The sequence below is a fragment of the Litorisediminicola beolgyonensis genome, from assembly GCF_042679605.1.
GTDB classification, from domain to species: domain Bacteria; phylum Pseudomonadota; class Alphaproteobacteria; order Rhodobacterales; family Rhodobacteraceae; genus Litorisediminicola; species Litorisediminicola beolgyonensis.
On sequence record NZ_JBHTMU010000011.1, the window covers coordinates 51,943 to 68,724 of the forward strand.

The window sequence follows — 16,782 nt, forward strand, 5'->3', positions numbered from 1 at the left end:
CATCAACTGTCCCTCGAGCGGGAAGGCTTACTTGATCTTGCCTTCCTTGTACTCGACATGCTTGCGCGCGACCGGGTCGTATTTCCGGATCGACATCTTTTCCGTCATCGTGCGCGCGTTCTTCTTGGTCACGTAGAAGTGGCCGGTGCCTGCGGTCGAATTCAGGCGGATTTTGATCGTAGTCGGCTTCGCCATGGGTCGTCTCCTTCGGGCAGGCCTCGGCGCGGCCCGTGAAATCCTGTGAAGCCCGCCTTTTACCCAAGGCGGGATGCGAGTCAACCGGGTCGACCCCGGTTTTCCGCCCCGTGTCGATATGCGCGGAGGGCCTGTAAGCCGGATTCTGTCTGCGGCGGGTCGCCCCGCCGGAGATGGCCATTCATCTTGGCCGATGCTCGCGCACCGGCTCGTGCTGCCAACCCGGACCTCTCGGGCTGAAGCGGCCCTGCGGCGATATCCCCGAAAGGATCAGCCCCGCGCGAGGTCCCTATTTGGCATTGCTCCCGGTGGGGCTTGCCATGCGGGTCCGGTTGCCCGTCCCCCGGTGGGCTCTTACCCCACCGTTTCACCCTGACCGGCACGCGCCCGAAGACGCGCGACGGCGGTTTGTTTTCTGTGGCGCTGTCCGTCAGGTCGCCCTGCCCGGGCGTTACCCGGCACCGTTGCTTCAGGGAGTCCGGACTTTCCTCTCCCTCCCGGTTGCCCGGTCAGGAGCGGCCACCCGGCCCTCCGCGCCCCTGCGCGATAGGTCCGGTCGCGGAAAAGGTCAACTCCCGCTCAGCGCAGGACAAGCGGCGCGGCAAGCCAGGTCTCGAGCGCCTCGGTCACCGCCTCGGGGGCCTCCAGCATCGGCAGATGTCCGGCATCGGGGATGAGCGCCAGTTTGGCATGCGGAATGAGCTCGGCCAGAAAGCGCAGGCGCTTTTCCGGGATCAACGGATCGAGCGCCCCTCCGAGGACCAGCGCCGGGACGCGGCAGCGACGCAGCGTCGCTTGCTGGTCCTTGCGCCGCTGGAGCGCGCGGATCTGGCGCGCGTAGCAGGCCGCGCCGAGCTCCTTGGCCATGGCGAGCTGCGTGGCGCGATGGGTCTGGCGCGCGGGGCTCTTGGCGAAGGCGGAGACCGGGAACTCCTCGTCGAGCGCCTCGGCCATCTTGCCCGCCCGGGCGCGGATGAGGCGCGGCTCGCGGGCGGCGGCCTCCTGCGGCGTCTCGGGAAGCGGCGTGCAGGACAGAACCGCGATGCGCGTCACCCGCTCGGGTGCGCGGCGCAGAAGCTCCATCGCCACGACGCCGCCCAGCCCATGCCCGCCCAGCGCAAAGCGCTGCGGCAGGCGCGACATCAGGTCCGAGGCGATCTCTTCGACGCGCTCGCCCGAGGTGATCGGCGCCACGGTCACGGGTCGATGGCGCGACAGGGGTTCGATCTGCGCGCGGAACACCCGCGCATCGGCCATCAATCCCGGCAACAGCACCAATGGCTCGGCGATCCCGCTCACTCCAACCCCCTCGTTACCCCACGTGTCACGCGAGAGCCTAGCGCGGCGCGTGGGCAGGAAAAGCCGGGACTTGCATCGCGCCCGCGCGCGTGCTTTCGCGGCCCCATGCAGATCGAGACGCTGATCCTGGGCGCCGGCGCCGCCGGGCTGATGTGTGCCGCCGAGGCGGGGCCACGCACGCTGGTGATCGACCATGCGCGCGCGCCGGGCGAGAAAATTCGCATCTCGGGCGGCGGGCGCTGCAATTTCACCAATCTCGGGATCGCGCCCGAGCGGTTCCTGGGCGGCAATCCGCATTTCCACAAATCCGCGCTGGCGCGCTACACCCAGTGGGATTTCATCGAGCTCGTCTCGCGCCACGGCATCGCCTGGCATGAAAAGACGCTGGGTCAGCTCTTTTGCGACGGCAAGGCCACCCAGATCGTCGAGATGCTGGTCGGCGAGGCCCGCGCCGCCGGTGCCGAGCTCTGGCTACAAACGTCGCTGACGGGTCTCGACCACGGCCCGGAGGGATTTCGCGCCACGCTCGAGCGCGAGGGCCGACGCAAGACCGTGACCGCGCACAACCTGGTGCTCGCGACGGGCGGCAAGTCGATCCCGAAGATGGGGGCGACGGGTCTGGCCTACGAGATTGCCCGACGGTTCGGGCTCGAGGTCACCGAGACGCGTCCCGGGCTCGTTCCGCTCACCTTCCCCGAAGGTCGCTTCGCCGCGATCTCGGGCGTTGCGACACCTGCGGGCGTGACCGCGGACGGGCCGCGGTTCGACGAGGCGCTGCTCTTCACCCATCGCGGTCTCTCGGGGCCCGCGGTGCTGCAGGCGTCGAGCTACTGGCGCGAGGGTTCCGCGATCTCGGTCGATCTCATGCCAGGTGTCGATCTTGGTGCAGATCTTCGAGCAAAGAGAACCGGCGACGGCAAGCGTGGCCTGAGCACGGAGTTGGCAAAGCTTCTGCCCGCGCGGCTGGTCGAGCACCTGTCGGGCGAGATCGACCTGGGCGGGCGGCTGGGCGATCTCTCGGATGCGCGCATCGACGCGCTGGTCGCAGCGATGGGGGATTGGGAGCTGCGGCCCTCGGGCTCCGAGGGCTATCGCACGGCCGAAGTCACCCTCGGCGGGATAGATACGGACGGGCTGTCCTCGAAGACGATGGCGGCGAAGACGGTGCCGGGGCTCTATGCCATCGGCGAGGCGGTGGACGTCACGGGCTGGCTCGGCGGGTACAACTTCCAATGGGCCTGGTCCTCCGGCTGGGCCGCAGGCCAGGCGATCGCCGCCGCGCGCTGACGAAATCCGAACCGGATTTCGCGCGAATTCCGGTCCGGAATTCGGGCCCCCGGTGGACAGGTCGCGCCCCGGACCGGACCCCAGATCACACGGCTTTGTGAGCACCGCTGCGGCGGCGCCTCGTTACGCTCGGCCCCATGATACGCCTCGCTCTCGCGGCGCTTGCCGCTCACGCCCTCGCCTCGCCCGCCGCCGCGCAGGAGCAGCGCCGCCCCTCGCATTGCATCGCCGTCGCCGATGCCGCGCCGGGGCTCGAGTACCTCCACAAGGCATCCTGGCAGGCGCCCGTGCCCGAGTTTTCGGTCCGGCTGCATTACATCTCGCACGCCTCCTTCCTGATCCAGACCGAGGGCGGGCTCTCGGCGGTCACCGATTTCACTGGCTTCATCGGGAACGTGCCGCTGATCCCGGACGTGGTGACCATGAACCACGCCCACACCACCCATTGGACGCCAGCGCCCGACCCCGCCATCCCGCACGTTCTGCCGGGCTGGAGCGAGGTCTTCGGCGAAGGCATCGACCACCATCTCGACCTGGGCGAAATGCTGGTGCGCAACGTCTCGACCGATATCCGCGCGACCTATGGCGGGGTCGAGGAGAACGGCAATTCGATCTTCGTCTTCGAGGTCGCCGGGCTCTGTATCGGCCATCTCGGGCATCTGCATCACGAACCGAACGACCAGCAATACGCCGCCCTCGGACGGCTCGACGTGGTGATGGTCCCGGTCGATGGCGGCTACACGATGGAGCGCGCGGCGATGATCCGGGTGATCGAGCGGCTGAAAAGCCGGGTGATCATCCCGATGCACTGGTTCTCGGGCAGCGCCCTGTCCTTCTTCCTCGACGAGCTCGATGGCCGCTTTCCCGTCGAACGCCCCGGGACCGCCACGCTGGAGATCTCTCTGCGCTCGCTGCCGGACCGGCCGACGATCACCGTCCTGGAGCCGCAACTGCTCTCCGAGTGAGCCCCTTGGGGATGGCCGAACGGCGCGCTAGGTAGCGGCGCAAGGAGACGCCCATGCCCAAACCCGCCGACACCGCCTTTCTCGACGCGCTGGCCGCGCAGCTGCCCGCTGACACGCTCCGGCCCGCCGAGGCGCGCTATCTCGAGGAACCGCGTGGCCGCTGGGAGGGCGCCGCCACCCACCTGGCCCTGCCCCGCAGCGCCGAGGAGGTCTCGCTGATCGTCCGGGCTGCATCCGAGGCGCGGGTCGGCCTCGTGCCCTATGGCGGCGGCACCGGCCTCGTCGGCGGCCAGGTCGCGCCCGCCGAGGCGGGAACGCCGCTTCTGGTGTCGCTCGAGCGCATGACCAAGCTGCGCGAGGTCTTTTCCGAGGAGAACGTGCTGATCGCCGAGGCCGGGGCGATCCTCGCCGATGTTCAGGCCGCCGCCGAAAACGCCGGGCGGCTCTTCCCCCTGTCCCTCGCCTCGGAAGGCTCGGCGCGGATCGGCGGGCTTCTGGCGACCAATGCGGGCGGGATCAACGTGCTGCGCTACGGCAATGCGCGCGATCTGTGTCTTGGGCTCGAAGCGGTTCTGCCGTCAGGTGACATCTGGCACGGCCTCAAGCGGCTGCGGAAGGACAATACCGGCTACGATCTGCGCAATCTCCTGATCGGCGCGGAAGGCACGCTCGGGATCATCACCGCGGCGAGCCTGCGGCTCTTCCCGCGGCCCGCCGCGACGGGAACCGCCTTTCTGGCGGTTGAGAGCCCTGCGGCGGCGCTCTCGCTTCTCGCGCGCGCGCGCGACGCTCTGGGAGAGGCGATCAGCGCCTTCGAGCTGATCGGCAAGACGGGCCTCGATTTCCTCTCCGAGGTCCTGCCCGAGGTCCGCCAGCCCTTCGAGACCGCCCCGGACTGGTCGGTTCTGATCGAGGTCGGGCTGGCCGCCGGTCTCGATCCGACCGAGGCGCTGGAGGCGCTTTTCGTCGAGGGTCACGAGGCCGGGCTCGTCTCCGACGGTGTGATCGCGCGGTCGGGGCAGCAGGCAGAGGAGTTCTGGGCGGTCCGCGAGCGCATCCCCGAAGCCAACCGCATGATCGGTGCGGTATCGAGCCACGACATTTCGCTGCCACTGTCGCAGGTGCCGGAGTTCATCCCGGAAGGCATTCGTCTTCTGTCCGGGATCGGGCAGTTCCGTGTGAATTGCTTCGGGCATCTCGGCGACGGCAACTTGCACTACAATGTCTTCCCGATGCCGGGAAAGAGCCGCTCCGACCATGTCTCCGAGCGCGACGAGATCAAGCGCTGCCTGCACGATCTGGTCCACGAGATGGGCGGGTCGGTCTCGGCCGAGCACGGGATCGGGCGGCTCAAGGTCGATGATCTCGAACGCTACGCCGATCCCGCGAAGCTCGCGGCGATGCGGGCGATCAAGTCGGCGCTCGACCCCCACGGCATCATGAATCCCGGTGCGGTGCTGCGCGCCTCAGCGTGAGACGTTGAAGACGCAGCCATCGGACAGGAACATCGGCGGCGTCCGGCAGAGGCCCCGCGCCATCTCGAACGCGGCTAGGACCTTGGGGACGTAATCGCGCGTCTCGGCGTAGTTCGGAACGCCCCCCGCCCCGTCGATCGCATTCTCACCGGCATTGTAGCCCGCGAGAACCAGCATCGGATCGCCCTCGAACTTGTCCATCAGGAAATCGAGAAAGGCGACGCCCCCCTTGATATTGTCGGCGGGATCGAAGCTGTCGCGGACCCCGAACCGTTCGGCGGTCGCGGGCATGAGCTGCATCAGGCCCTGCGCACCGGCATGGCTTTTCGCGTCCTTCTTGCCGGAGGATTCGACCGCCATCACCGCGAGCGCCAGCGCGGGCGAGACCTGCGTGCCGACGGTCGAGCGCAGGAGATCGGTGCCGTGGCGCGCCGCCATGTCCTGCAGGGCCTGAAGGCGCGGGGCATGCACCCCCCCGGATTTCACCGCCAAGAGGGCCGGTTCGAGCCGCCCGGGCCCTGCCCCGTCGCGCTTGGCCGAGACCTTGTCCCAGAACCAGGCGTACTTCCCGGTGGCAGCCGCGGGTTTCGCAACGCGGGCCGCAACCGGCTGCGGCGCTGAAAGCGAGGGACGCACCGGCACCGCCGGCTCGGCGCGGGGCGCGATCTGGACGGTGATGCGCGGACCCGCCCCGGGTTTCGGCGGCTTGACGCGCTTGGCGGAGAAATCGACGAAGGCCGGTGCATCGGCCAGCACCGGCGCGGGGACCGCGACAGAGGCGGTCAGCACGGCGACAAGCGCCGCGAAATAGCTGCGTGACATGGGACCTGCTCTTATCTGCCTCGTTTTTCAATAGGATGCCACAGGCGCGCGTGGCACGCATCAGGGCTGTCATTTCGGCGTCGCGTTTTGCGTCCCAACGTGGCCAATAGGCCAATTCGCCGCCATTCTTCCATGCAGGAGTTAATTTTTTACGAATATATTCAGAGGGATAATGCGCCCGCACTTTGATCCGCGACATTGCAAAAACGTTCCATTCCGGCCCAACTCCTGCCCCAATCCGAGGGCTTTATCACCGCATACCGAGACGGGATCAGGTCATGAGAGAGGCCGTGGTGTCCCGGGGCGGTGCGAAAAAACGAGAGCAATGAGACCTACGGAGACGAAACATGCTTAAATTCCTCAAGACCTTCCGCAAGGACGAAGACGGCGCAGTCACGGTGGACTGGGTGGTTCTGACCGCCGCAGTCGTCGGCCTGGCCATCGCAGCCTACTCGACCATCGAGACCTCCTCGAAGGGCCTGATCCAGGCTGCAGGCAACGCCGTTTCCGCCGAGAACGACGGCTTCTCGAAGTAAACCGCGTGGTGAGCGCTCCGGACCCGTTCGGAGCGCTCCCTCACTCCGAGGTGGAGCGGATATTATGAAACAGGTATTCAAGACGTTCTTTCGCGACGAAGCCGGTGCCGTCACCGTGGATTGGGTCGTGATCACCGCAGCTGTCGTCGGCATGGCCGCCGTGTCGTTCTGGGCAATCGAGGATACCTCCCTGGCTCTGCTCGACGCCGCAGGAAACGCTGTCGACCGCGAGAACGACGGCTTCTCCAAGTAACGCTCGGATCGCCGCGCAGACGCGCCGCACCATTGACGCCGCGCCGGACCACCGGGGCGGCGATGTCTTTTCCGGCCCACCGCACGCAGAGCGCGCCAATCAAAGGTCCCGACGCGGGCGCGATTTGGCCACAAAGCACCGACAGAGTGTCTTCGCGCGCAAAGGGCGCGGCGCATCGAAGCGGCGCCAGAACAAATGAGGTGAGAGAATGCGACTGGTATTCGGACTGGTCCTTATCGCGGGGCTCGGCCTGGCCGCCGTCGCGGTGTACATGGCCAAGAACTACATCGGTGCCTACGAGACCGCGCTCCAAGAGGAACGCGAGCGGCAGAACGAGATCGTCAAGACACGCGACATCTACATCGCCACCCGCGCCATCGCCTTCGGCGAAACGCTGACGACCGAGGATGTCCGCCTCGCAAAATGGACGGTCGACGCCCTGCCCGAGACCTATTTCGACGAGGAAAACCCCTTCTTCGTCCCCGAGGAAGGCCCCCGCGTCGCGCTGCGTCCGATCGAGTTGAACGAAGCTTTCTCGAGCGTGAAGGTCTCCGAGCCCGGCGGCGATGCCGGTCTGACCTCGCGGCTTGAAAAAGGTCAGCGCGCCTTCGCGCTTCGGGTCGACGTGGCCTCGGGCGTGTCGGGCTTCCTGCGCCCGGGCGACAAGGTCGACATCTACTGGACCGGCAACATCCGGATGAGCGATCCGAACCTGCCCCAGGGCGATGTGACCAAGCTGATCCAGGCCGGTATCACTCTGATCGCCATCGACCAGACCGCCGAGGTCGATGCCCCGGAAAGCGCGATGATCGCGCGAACCGTGACTGTCGCCGTCACGCCGCAGCAGGTCGCAGCACTCGCGCAAGCGCAGTCGACCGGTAGCCTGTCGCTGTCTCTCATGGCTCATAACGACGAAACCGTCGCCGAAGCCATCGAGGTCGATCAGCGCACGCTTCTCGGGATCAAGAAGGAAGAGAAGAAATCGCCCACCAAGTCGCTGCAGGTCTGCACCATCCGGACCCGCCGCGGAAACGACGTGGTCGAGATCCCGATCCCCTGCACGAACTGAGCCCGACGGTTCTTCCGAAAGAGCCGGAATCGCAAGGCGCCCCTCCCCGGGGCGCCTTTTTGCATATCGGGAAATTCTTGTGGTTGTTGCGACTAATCCACAGAAACCCCGCCGAGAAACCCATTGATTCTTGAAAACAATCCCGAACTGCCGCATCGTGGCGGGAAGATCGGGCGAAAAGACCCGACCCTTGAGGCGTGATCGGAAAGGCAGGTCACATGAAGATCGACGGTTTTCTAAAGGCGGCCCTCACGGGGCTGGTCCTTGCCGCTGCGCCGATGGCGCCGCCGCTCCAGGCCGAGACCCTGCGCATCGTGCAAGGCCGGGTCGGATCGGCGTTGAACGTGTCCATGAACCGGGCGGTCGTCGTCGAGAGCGATACGCCCTTCGCCGAGCTTTCGATCGCGAACCCCGCCATCGCCGACATCTCGTCCCTGTCCGACCGCACGATCTACGTGCTGGGCAAGGCCCCCGGCACCACGACGCTGACCATCCTCGACCCGAACGGGCGGCTGATCTCGAATATCGACGTGCGTGTCTCGGCCGATGTCTCTGAATTCAAGGAGCGTCTGCGGCAGATCCTGCCCGACGAGAAGATCGAGGTCCGGACCGCCAATGACGGCATCGTCCTGTCGGGCACGGTCTCCTCGGCCCAGTCGCTGGACCGCGCGCTCGGCCTGGCCGAGCGCTACGCGCCCGAGCGGGTGTCGAACCTGATGAGCGTGGGCGGTGTGCAGCAGGTCATGCTGCAGGTCCGCTTCGCCGAAATGCGCCGCTCCGTCTCCAAGGCGCTCCGCTCGTCGGTCTCCTTCGCCGGTGACATCCTCGGCGGCGATGTCGGCGTCGGCGCGGCCTCCGGTACGCAATTGTCGAACAACCCCACCCTGACCAGCAGCCTCGGCGGCGGCGTGTCCGCGGGCACGGACTCGAACGGCGCGGTCGTCTTCGGGTTCGATGCCGGTGGACTCGAGGTCGGCATTCTTCTCGAAGCGCTTGAATCCAAAGGCGTCGTCCGGACGCTCGCGGAACCGAACCTCACCGCCCTCTCCGGCCAGGAGGCGAGCTTTCTCGCCGGTGGCGAATACCCGATCCCGGTCAGCCAGGGCGACGGCACGGTCTCGGTCGAGTTCAAGAATTTCGGCGTCGAGCTGGACTTCATCCCGCGCGTCGTCGACGGCGACCTGATCAATCTCGAACTGAACACCGCGGTCTCCTCGATCGACCCGGCGAATGGCATCGATCTCGGCTCGATCCGTATCGACGCCTTCTCGCGCCGTGAAGCCTCGACCACAATCGAGCTCCGCGACGGCGAAAGCTTCGCGATCGCTGGCCTTCTTCAGGACGATTTCACCGACGCGACCGGCCAGGTGCCCTGGCTCGGCGACGTTCCGGTCCTGGGCGCGCTCTTCCGCAGCGCCGAGTACCAGCGCTCGCAATCCGAGCTCGTGATCATCGTGACGCCGCATCTCGTGACCCCCACCCGGGGCGAGGCGCTGGCGCTTCCGACCGATCGGGTGCGGCCGCCGACGGAGAAGGACCTGTTCCTCTATGGCCGGACCGCGGCCGGAACCCGCGCGCCCAAGGGCGGCGCCGGAGAGGTTGCGCGCCAGGACTTTACCGGGTCCTACGGCTACGTGATGGAGTGAGGCGATGAGCGTGGGGCAGCATATGAAAAAGACATCCCTTCTTCTCGGCTGCCTCGGGCTGGCCGCAGGCTGCGGCGATGCAGGTCGCGACCCGGTCTACACCCAGTTCCACCGCGAGGCCGGTGCGCTGATCGACACCGGCGGCTTCGGCGCGGCGACGATGAACAACACCCGCCTGATGACGGGCGAGGCGCAATATACCTACGATCTCGCCCAGCGCTTCGCCTCCGAGGTGATGACGACGGTCAACTTCGCCTTCAATTCCTCTGAGCTGGACGCGGGCGCACGCGACGTGCTGCGCGAACAGGCGCATTGGATCAGGCAGTTCCCCGAAGTCCGCTTCAAGGTCTTCGGCCACACCGACGGTGTCGGCTCGGACAGCTACAACAAGCGCCTCGGCCTCGCCCGCGCGCAGGCTGTCGTCGCTTTCCTCGGCAGCCAGGGCGTGAGCCTGTCGCGCCTAGAGGCCGTCGTCTCCTTCGGCGAGACCCAGCCGCTGATCGTCACCGAGGGCCGCGAGCGCCGCAACCGGCGGACCGTGACCGAGGTTTCGGGCTTCGTCTCGGGCCATCCGCAGGTTCTCGATGGCCAATACGCCGCCATCGTCTACCGCGATTACGTGCGCTCGGCGCAACCGGCACCGACGCTCTCGGGCGGGTCGTCAATCGACGGCTGACGGCTCCAATCGTCTGGGAAACCCGGACAATTGCCCTTTTCCGTCCAAATCTCGCCGCCTTTGCCTGCCACTAACTGATCCTTGAGACCGGTGCGTCCAGCGATGGGCGCAGTCGGTTGCCCGGACGTGCGGGCGGGGGACGGTCTGACGATCTGTCGTCGCTCCACGTATCCGGTCATAGAACAAAGGATACGAGGCGTATGACGAGTCCGACTTTGCAGAATGCGGATCCCAGTCCGATCCGGGCGTGTACGATCAGTCGAGACGTCCAGATTTTCGATCTCCTGATCGAGGATATGGAAACCATGCTGGGCGAAGACTGGGGCGATCTGGGTTTCGACCAGGCGATCTCATTCTTCTCGCAACCCGATGCCCGCGCGCTCGAATTCGTGGCGCTCGCCATAGATGACACCGACGAGAACAACCTGCCGCAGCTGATGGCGGTCCTCGCCGCCGCGAAGGCGCAGGACATCAAGGTCGTGCTCATCGCCGAGGATGTCACGCCCGCCGCGCTGCACCAGCTTCTGAAGAACGGCGCGGACGAGTTCGTCCCCTACCCGCTTCCCGAAGGCGAACTGGCCGCCGCTGTCGAACGCCTGAAACGTGCCGCCCTGCCCGTCGCGATTTCCGAGCCTGCTTCGGTCAAGCTCAAGGCCGATGGCGACGGCGTGCTGATCGCCGTGCAGGCGCTCGCGGGCGGCGTCGGGGCGACCACCTTCGCCGTGAACCTCGCCTGGGAACTGGCGACGGTCGAGAAGGAGAAAGAGAAGGCCCCGCGCGTCTGTGTGATCGATCTGGGCCTGCAATTCGGATCGGTCTCGACCTATCTCGACCTGCCCCGCAAGGAAACGGTGGTCGAGCTTCTGGCCGACATCGATTCGATGGACGAGGACAGCTTCGCGCAGGCTCTGGTCACGTTCGATGACCGGCTGCATGTCTTCACCGCGCCATCGGATCTTCTGCCGCTCGACATGGTCGGGCCGGACGACATCCGCAAACTCCTCGACATCGCGCGCGAGCATTTCGACTTCGTGGTCGTCGATATGCCGACGACGCTGGTGCAATGGTCCGAAACCGTGCTGCAGGCGAGCCAGGTCTATTTCGCGATGATCGAGCTCGACATGCGCTCGGCGCAGAACACGCTGCGCCTCAAGCGCGCGCTGCAATCCGAAGACCTGCCCTTCGAGAAACTGCGCTTCGTCCTGAACCGGGCGCCGAAATTCACCGACCTGCAGGGCAAGAGCCGCGCCAAGCGCATGGCCGAATCGCTGGGTGTCGCGCTCGACGTGCACCTGCCGGATGGCGGGCGCCAAGTGACGCAAAGCTGCGACCACGGCCTGCCGCTCGCCAGCCAGGCCGGAAAGAATCCGCTGCGCCGCGAAATCGCCAAGCTGGCGCAGTCGCTCTACGCCATCGGCCAGTCCGAAGCCGAGGCCGCCTAAAGGAGCCGAGACACCATGTTCTCCCGCTACAAGAAGCCCGCCGCGGCTGGCGCCGCCCCGTCCGCCGACGATGCCCAGAAAGGTGCCGTCGCCACGGCGCCGAAACCGGCAGCGCCGGAGCCCCGTCCCTCGACCGCCCAGCGCAAGCCGATGAAGAAGGTCGCGGCCGAAGCCGCGCCCGTCGACAAGGAAAAGAAGCGCAAGGAGCGTTTGGGCGAGATCAAGCTCGAGCTGCACCGCGCGCTCCTTGAAAACCTGAACCTCGCCGCGCTCGATCAGGCGAGTGAGGCGGACTTGCGCTCGGAGATCCAGGCGATCGCGACCGAGACGCTGCAGGAGAAATCCATCGTCCTCAACCGCGAGGAACGCCAGCAGCTGAACCAGGAGCTCTACGACGAGGTCAAGGGCCTCGGCCCGCTCGAGACGCTCCTGAAGGACGAGACGGTCTCGGATATCCTGGTCAACGGCCCGCACCAGATCTTCGTGGAACGCTCGGGCAAGCTTCAGCTCTCGGACATCACGTTCAAGGATGAGCGACACCTGATGCGGATCATCGACAAGATCGTGTCCGCCGTGGGCCGTCGCGTCGATGAATCGAACCCCTATGTGGACGCCCGTCTCGCCGACGGCTCGCGCTTCAACGCGATGGTGCCGCCCATCGCGGTCGATGGCAGCCTCGTCTCGATCCGGAAATTCAAGAAGGACAAGCTCGGCATCGACGACCTGGTGAAGTTCGGCGCCTTCACCGAAGAGATGGCCGTGTACCTGCAGGCCGCGGTCGCAACCCGCCTGAATGTGATCGTCTCGGGCGGTACCGGTTCGGGCAAGACGACCACGCTCAACGCGCTGTCGTCCTTCATCGATGATTCCGAGCGAATCCTGACCATCGAGGACACGGCGGAACTTCAGCTTCAGCAGACCCATGTGGGCCGGATGGAAAGCCGCCCCCCCAACGTCGAGGGCAAGGGCGCGGTCACCCCGCGCGACTGCCTGAAGAACGCGCTCCGGATGCGCCCCGACCGCATCATCGTGGGCGAGACGCGGGGCGAGGAAGTGATCGACATGCTGCAGGCCATGAACACCGGCCATGACGGCTCGATGACCACGATCCACGCCAACTCCGCCCGCGACGGCATCTCGCGACTGGAGAACATGATCGCGATGGCCGGCGTCGAGATGCCGCTCAAGGCCATGCGCTCGCAGATCTCCTCGGCGGTGAACCTCCTGGTGCAGGCGTCGCGTCTGCAGGACGGCTCGCGCCGCATGACCTCGATCACCGAGATCACGGGCATGGAGGGCGAGGTGATCTCGATGCAGGAGATTTTCCGCTTCCAGCGCGTCGGCCTGACGCCGGACAACAAGATCATCGGCCATTTCACGGCCACCGGCGTCCGAAGCAATTTCTCGGAGCGCTTCAAGATGTGGGGCTACGACCTGCCCGCGTCGATCTACGAACCTTTCAGAGCGGAGTGATCCATCATGCTCAGCGGTGAACTGATCATCTACGGACTGATCTTTATCGGCGTCCTCGTCCTGGTCGAGGGCGTCTATCTCGTCGCCTTCGGCAAATCGATCAGCCTGAACTCCAAGGTGAACCGTCGCCTCGAGATGCTCGACCAGGGCACACGGCGCGACGAGGTTCTGGCCAAGCTCCGCAAGGAGATGGACCAACACATGGAGAGCCGGGGCATCCCGCTCTACTCGCTCCTGGCCGACCGTGCGCAGAAGGCGGCCATCGCCTTTACCCCGCAGCAGTTGATGATGGTCATGGCCGCGCTTTCGGTGGTGGCCTTCATCGGCCTCAGCATCGGCACCGCCGCGGGGCTGGGCGTGCGGGCGCTGCTCGGCATCGCCTTCGGCGTCGGCGGGGTCTATTTCTGGGTCAATTCCAAGGCCAACAAGCGCCTGTCGATGATCGAGGAACAGCTCCCCGACGCGGTCGAGCTGATGGTGCGCTCGCTCCGCGTGGGTCACCCGTTCTCATCGGCGATCAAGATTGTCTCGGACGAAATTCAGGACCCGCTGGCCACCGAGTTCGGCGTCATCGCCGACGAGAGCGCCTATGGCCGCGAGATCGGCGAAAGCCTCAAGCACATGGCCGAGCGGCTCGACATGCAGGATTTGCGCTTCCTCGCGGTGGCGGTGACCATCCAGCAGCAATCGGGCGGCAACCTCGCCGAGATCCTCGAAGGCCTCGCCAAGGTGATCCGCGCGCGCTTCCGCCTTTTCCGCCGGGTCAAGGCGATCACCGCCGAGGCGCAATGGTCGGGCAAGTTCCTGTCGGCCTTCCCGGTGCTGGCGCTGATCGTCATCCAGGTGACCGACCCGCATTACTACGACGAGGTTCTGGACCACCCGTGGTTCATCCCCGCCTGTTTCATCGTGGCCATCTTCCTGACGGCGAACCTGTTCGTCATGCGGATGCTCGTCAACATCAAGGTCTGAGCCGATGAATTTCCTCGATACGATCAACGCCATCCTGACAGACCTTCTTGGCCCGGCCGGTCCGCTGATCGCGGTCGGAGGGCTGGCGCTCCTGCTCCTGCTTCTCTGCATCCCGATCATGCTGGCGGGCCGGTCGGACCCGATGGACCGGCTGGCCGAAAGCGGCAAGCAGATCCAGGAACGCGAGAAGAAGGCGGTCCTGCGGGAGAAATCCAAGGGCGACAAGCTCAACAAATACGCGCAGTTCCTGGAGCCCCAGGATGCCGAGCAATTGGGCGAGGTGCGCCTGAAGCTCCTGCAGGCGGGCTACCGCGACAAGGAAGCGGTGCGCTATTACTACTTCGCGCAGTTCGTGCTCGGCCTTGGCGGGCTCGTGGCCGGTGTCCTTTATTACATGATGGTGCTGGGCGACGACGCCACCACGCAGCAGATGGTGATGTGGGTGATCGGACCGGGTGCGGCGGGCTACTATTTCCCGAAATACTGGATCACGCGCCGGGTCGAGGCCCGCAAGGAAGAGATCACCTCGGGCTTCCCGGATGCGCTCGACATGATGCTCGTCTGCGTCGAAGCCGGTCAGTCGATGGACCAGTCCATCGTCCGCATGGCGCGCGAGCTGCGCGCCTCCTACCCCCATCTCGCCGACGAGTTCCAGCTCGTCAGCTACGAGATGAAGGCCGGCAAGGACAAGAGCCAGGTGCTCGACGACATGTCCGAGCGCTGCGGCGTGCAGGACGTGTCCTCTTTCGTGACCGTGCTGAACCAGTCGCAGACATTCGGCACCTCGATCGCGGACGCTCTGCGGGTCTATGCGTCCGAGATGCGCGACAAGCGCGTGATGCGGGCCGAGGAAAAGGCAAACAAGTTGCCGACCAAGATGACATTGACCACAATGATGCTGACCGTGCCGCCGCTTCTCATCATCCTCGTCGGCCCCTCGGCGGTGGGCATCACGGAGATGGGGAACATAGGGAACTGACCATATGCTCCAGCGCCTCGCCGGAGGCCTGATCATCCTTGGATTGGCCGCCTGTTCTCCGGGCGGCTTTTCCGCGTCCGAGGCTCCGCTTTACGCTCCGACACCCGACCCCGACGGCCAGACGGTCGACCAGATGCTGGTCGGCCACAGGCTCATCGACGCGGGCGAACCGGCGCTGGCGCTCGAGGCCTATACCCGCGCGGCGGGAGAGCTCGGTCTGACCGGCGAGGTGCTGAGCGCGCTCGGCTCGGCCAATCTCCGCCTGGGGCGCCTCAACCAGGCCGAGGACCTCTTGCGGCGCGCCGTGGCCGAGGATACCGCCGCGCCCGAAGCGCTGAACAATTTGGGCGTGGTCCTGATGGAGCGCGGCAAAACAGCCGAAGCGGCCGAGATCTTCCGCAAGGCCTACGCGCTCGATAATGGCGAAAGTGACTCAATCCGCAACAATCTGCGCTTGGCGCTCGAAAAACGCGACGCGCCGGAGTATGGTGCTGAGCAAGAACAACAATACCAGTTGGTGCGGCGCGGCGCCGGGGACTACCTGATCCGCCTGCAACCCTAACGAGGCAGAGCAGAACAAGGACGCAGGCACATGCGCCATCCCCTATCCGTCATCCTGTGCGTGGCCGGAGCGCTCGCCCTGTCGGGCTGCGGCGACCAGGACGCCGCCGAGGTCGACCGCGCCTTCCAGGACGTCAACGCGATCGACGGCACCAAGCTCAACGACGTGATGATGACCATGGCCGATCCGGAAGAGGCGGTGAATTACTTCCGCCGCTCCTCGGCCAAGGAGCCCGAGCGGATCGATTTCCGCCGGGGCCTCGCCGCATCGCTCACCCGCGCCAAGCGCCCGACCGAAGCGGTCGCGGCCTGGGCGCAGGTTGTCGCGCATGAAGAGGCGACGAATGACGACCGCGTCGATTTCGCCGATGCGCTGATCCGCAATGGCGAGTGGGACCGGGCCAAGGCCACGCTCGACGCGATCCCGCCGACCCACGAGACCCACCAGCGCTACAAGCTCGAGGCGATGATCGCCGACAGCCGCAAGGACTGGGCCAAGGCCGACAGCTTCTACGAGATCGCCGTGGGCCTGACCACCAACCCTGCGGGCACGCTGAACAACTGGGGCTTCTCCAAGCTCTCGCGCGGCGATTATGCGGAGGCCGAGCGGCTCTTCTCGGACGCGATCCGCGCCGACCGCAACCTCTTCACCGCCAAGAACAACCTGATGCTCGCCCGCGGCGCGCAGGGCAATTACGCGCTGCCCGTCATTCCCATGAGCCAGATTGAACGGGCCGAGCTTCTGCATACGTTGGGGCTGTCCGCGGTGAAGCGGGGCGACGTGGAGATCGGCAAGGGCCTGATGCGCGAAGCGCTCGAGACCCATCCGCAGCATTTCGACGCCGCCAAGCGCAATCTCGATGCCCTGGAGGCGAGCTGATCCATGGAACAACTGCCCGACACCCTCCCGATCGCGGCCCTTCTGTGCTGCATCTCGGTCGCGCTGATCCTGGCCCGGCTCATGGGGCGCAGCGGCAATCCTGCGCTCCTGGCCGCGCTCGCCGCGGCCGCGGTCGCCCTGCCCCTTGCCGTGCCGGTCGACGAGATCCTCGTCACCGCCGCCGTGACGGCGGGCGAGACGATGCGCGAGGCATTCTCGCGATAGCGCGTCAAAAGGCCAAGTCCGAGCCCG

General features: G+C 66.1%; 18 protein-coding genes and 1 other RNA gene. 15 read left to right on the forward strand and 4 right to left on the reverse strand.

Features of this window, described 5'->3' with window-relative positions; genetic code table 11:
* Positions 1-27: 27 nt before the first annotated feature.
* The 3 genes from rpmG to ACFQ4E_RS08230 all read right to left on the reverse strand — a co-directional run bounded on the left by rpmG (position 28) and on the right by ACFQ4E_RS08230 (position 1,494).
* Positions 28-195, reverse strand: coding sequence for a 50S ribosomal protein L33 (gene rpmG, locus ACFQ4E_RS08220; protein ID WP_057816833.1), 168 nt, complete (start codon positions 193-195; stop codon positions 28-30).
* 118 nt (positions 196-313) lie between these two features.
* An RNA gene (rnpB, locus tag ACFQ4E_RS08225) (RNase P RNA component class A) lies at positions 314-730 on the reverse strand.
* 44 nt (positions 731-774) lie between these two features.
* Entirely contained in the window at positions 775-1,494 is a 720-nt protein-coding gene (locus ACFQ4E_RS08230; protein WP_386802467.1) for an alpha/beta fold hydrolase, read from the reverse strand.
* Between the two features lie 105 nt (positions 1,495-1,599).
* Here ACFQ4E_RS08230 and ACFQ4E_RS08235 point away from each other — a divergent pair, with 105 nt between their 5' ends.
* The 3 genes from ACFQ4E_RS08235 to ACFQ4E_RS08245 all read left to right on the forward strand — a co-directional run bounded on the left by ACFQ4E_RS08235 (position 1,600) and on the right by ACFQ4E_RS08245 (position 5,221).
* Positions 1,600-2,781, forward strand: a complete 1,182-nt coding sequence (locus ACFQ4E_RS08235; protein ID WP_386802468.1) for a BaiN/RdsA family NAD(P)/FAD-dependent oxidoreductase — start codon at positions 1,600-1,602, stop codon at positions 2,779-2,781.
* A gap of 137 nt (positions 2,782-2,918) precedes the next feature.
* Positions 2,919-3,746 (forward strand): MBL fold metallo-hydrolase, encoded by an 828-nt coding sequence (locus tag ACFQ4E_RS08240; RefSeq protein ID WP_386802469.1) that lies wholly within the window; start codon positions 2,919-2,921, stop codon positions 3,744-3,746.
* A 53-nt stretch (positions 3,747-3,799) separates the two neighbouring features.
* Positions 3,800-5,221 (forward strand): FAD-binding oxidoreductase, encoded by a 1,422-nt coding sequence (locus ACFQ4E_RS08245; RefSeq protein WP_386802470.1) that lies wholly within the window; start codon positions 3,800-3,802, stop codon positions 5,219-5,221.
* Here ACFQ4E_RS08245 and ACFQ4E_RS08250 read toward each other — a convergent pair.
* The gene (locus ACFQ4E_RS08250; protein ID WP_386802471.1) at positions 5,213-6,043 is read right to left on the reverse strand and encodes a lytic transglycosylase domain-containing protein; all 831 of its coding nucleotides are present in this window, start codon (positions 6,041-6,043) and stop codon (positions 5,213-5,215) included. The two genes, ACFQ4E_RS08245 and ACFQ4E_RS08250, sit on opposite strands and share 9 nt — an antisense overlap.
* A gap of 347 nt (positions 6,044-6,390) precedes the next feature.
* Here ACFQ4E_RS08250 and ACFQ4E_RS08255 point away from each other — a divergent pair, with 347 nt between their 5' ends.
* The 12 genes from ACFQ4E_RS08255 to ACFQ4E_RS08310 all read left to right on the forward strand — a co-directional run bounded on the left by ACFQ4E_RS08255 (position 6,391) and on the right by ACFQ4E_RS08310 (position 16,755).
* Positions 6,391-6,579 carry a Flp family type IVb pilin gene (locus ACFQ4E_RS08255; RefSeq protein ID WP_386802472.1) on the forward strand — a complete coding sequence of 63 codons (189 nt, stop codon included), beginning with the start codon at positions 6,391-6,393 and terminating at the stop codon, positions 6,577-6,579.
* A gap of 64 nt (positions 6,580-6,643) precedes the next feature.
* Positions 6,644-6,832 carry a hypothetical protein gene (locus ACFQ4E_RS08260; RefSeq protein WP_386802473.1) on the forward strand — a complete coding sequence of 63 codons (189 nt, stop codon included), beginning with the start codon at positions 6,644-6,646 and terminating at the stop codon, positions 6,830-6,832.
* Between the two features lie 208 nt (positions 6,833-7,040).
* Positions 7,041-7,901 (forward strand): Flp pilus assembly protein CpaB, encoded by an 861-nt coding sequence (gene cpaB / locus ACFQ4E_RS08265; RefSeq protein WP_386802474.1) that lies wholly within the window; start codon positions 7,041-7,043, stop codon positions 7,899-7,901.
* A 218-nt stretch (positions 7,902-8,119) separates the two neighbouring features.
* Positions 8,120-9,547: a type II and III secretion system protein family protein gene (locus ACFQ4E_RS08270; protein WP_386802475.1), complete on the forward strand. Its 1,428-nt coding sequence runs from the start codon at positions 8,120-8,122 to the stop codon at positions 9,545-9,547.
* A gap of 22 nt (positions 9,548-9,569) precedes the next feature.
* Positions 9,570-10,223: an OmpA family protein gene (locus tag ACFQ4E_RS08275; protein WP_386802476.1), complete on the forward strand. Its 654-nt coding sequence runs from the start codon at positions 9,570-9,572 to the stop codon at positions 10,221-10,223.
* Positions 10,224-10,423: 200 nt separating this feature from the next.
* On the forward strand, positions 10,424-11,665 hold the full coding sequence (locus tag ACFQ4E_RS08280; RefSeq protein WP_386802477.1) for an AAA family ATPase: 1,242 nt from the start codon (positions 10,424-10,426) through the stop codon (positions 11,663-11,665).
* Between the two features lie 15 nt (positions 11,666-11,680).
* On the forward strand, positions 11,681-13,138 hold the full coding sequence (locus ACFQ4E_RS08285) for a CpaF family protein (RefSeq protein WP_386802478.1): 1,458 nt from the start codon (positions 11,681-11,683) through the stop codon (positions 13,136-13,138).
* Between the two features lie 6 nt (positions 13,139-13,144).
* Positions 13,145-14,110: a type II secretion system F family protein gene (locus ACFQ4E_RS08290; RefSeq protein ID WP_386802479.1), complete on the forward strand. Its 966-nt coding sequence runs from the start codon at positions 13,145-13,147 to the stop codon at positions 14,108-14,110.
* 4 nt (positions 14,111-14,114) lie between these two features.
* Positions 14,115-15,089, forward strand: coding sequence for a type II secretion system F family protein (locus tag ACFQ4E_RS08295; RefSeq protein WP_386802480.1), 975 nt, complete (start codon positions 14,115-14,117; stop codon positions 15,087-15,089).
* Between the two features lie 4 nt (positions 15,090-15,093).
* Positions 15,094-15,651: a tetratricopeptide repeat protein gene (locus ACFQ4E_RS08300; protein ID WP_386802481.1), complete on the forward strand. Its 558-nt coding sequence runs from the start codon at positions 15,094-15,096 to the stop codon at positions 15,649-15,651.
* A gap of 30 nt (positions 15,652-15,681) precedes the next feature.
* Positions 15,682-16,530, forward strand: coding sequence for a tetratricopeptide repeat protein (locus ACFQ4E_RS08305; RefSeq protein WP_386802482.1), 849 nt, complete (start codon positions 15,682-15,684; stop codon positions 16,528-16,530).
* 3 nt (positions 16,531-16,533) lie between these two features.
* On the forward strand, positions 16,534-16,755 hold the full coding sequence (locus ACFQ4E_RS08310; RefSeq protein WP_386802483.1) for a hypothetical protein: 222 nt from the start codon (positions 16,534-16,536) through the stop codon (positions 16,753-16,755).
* Positions 16,756-16,782: the final 27 nt, after the last annotated feature.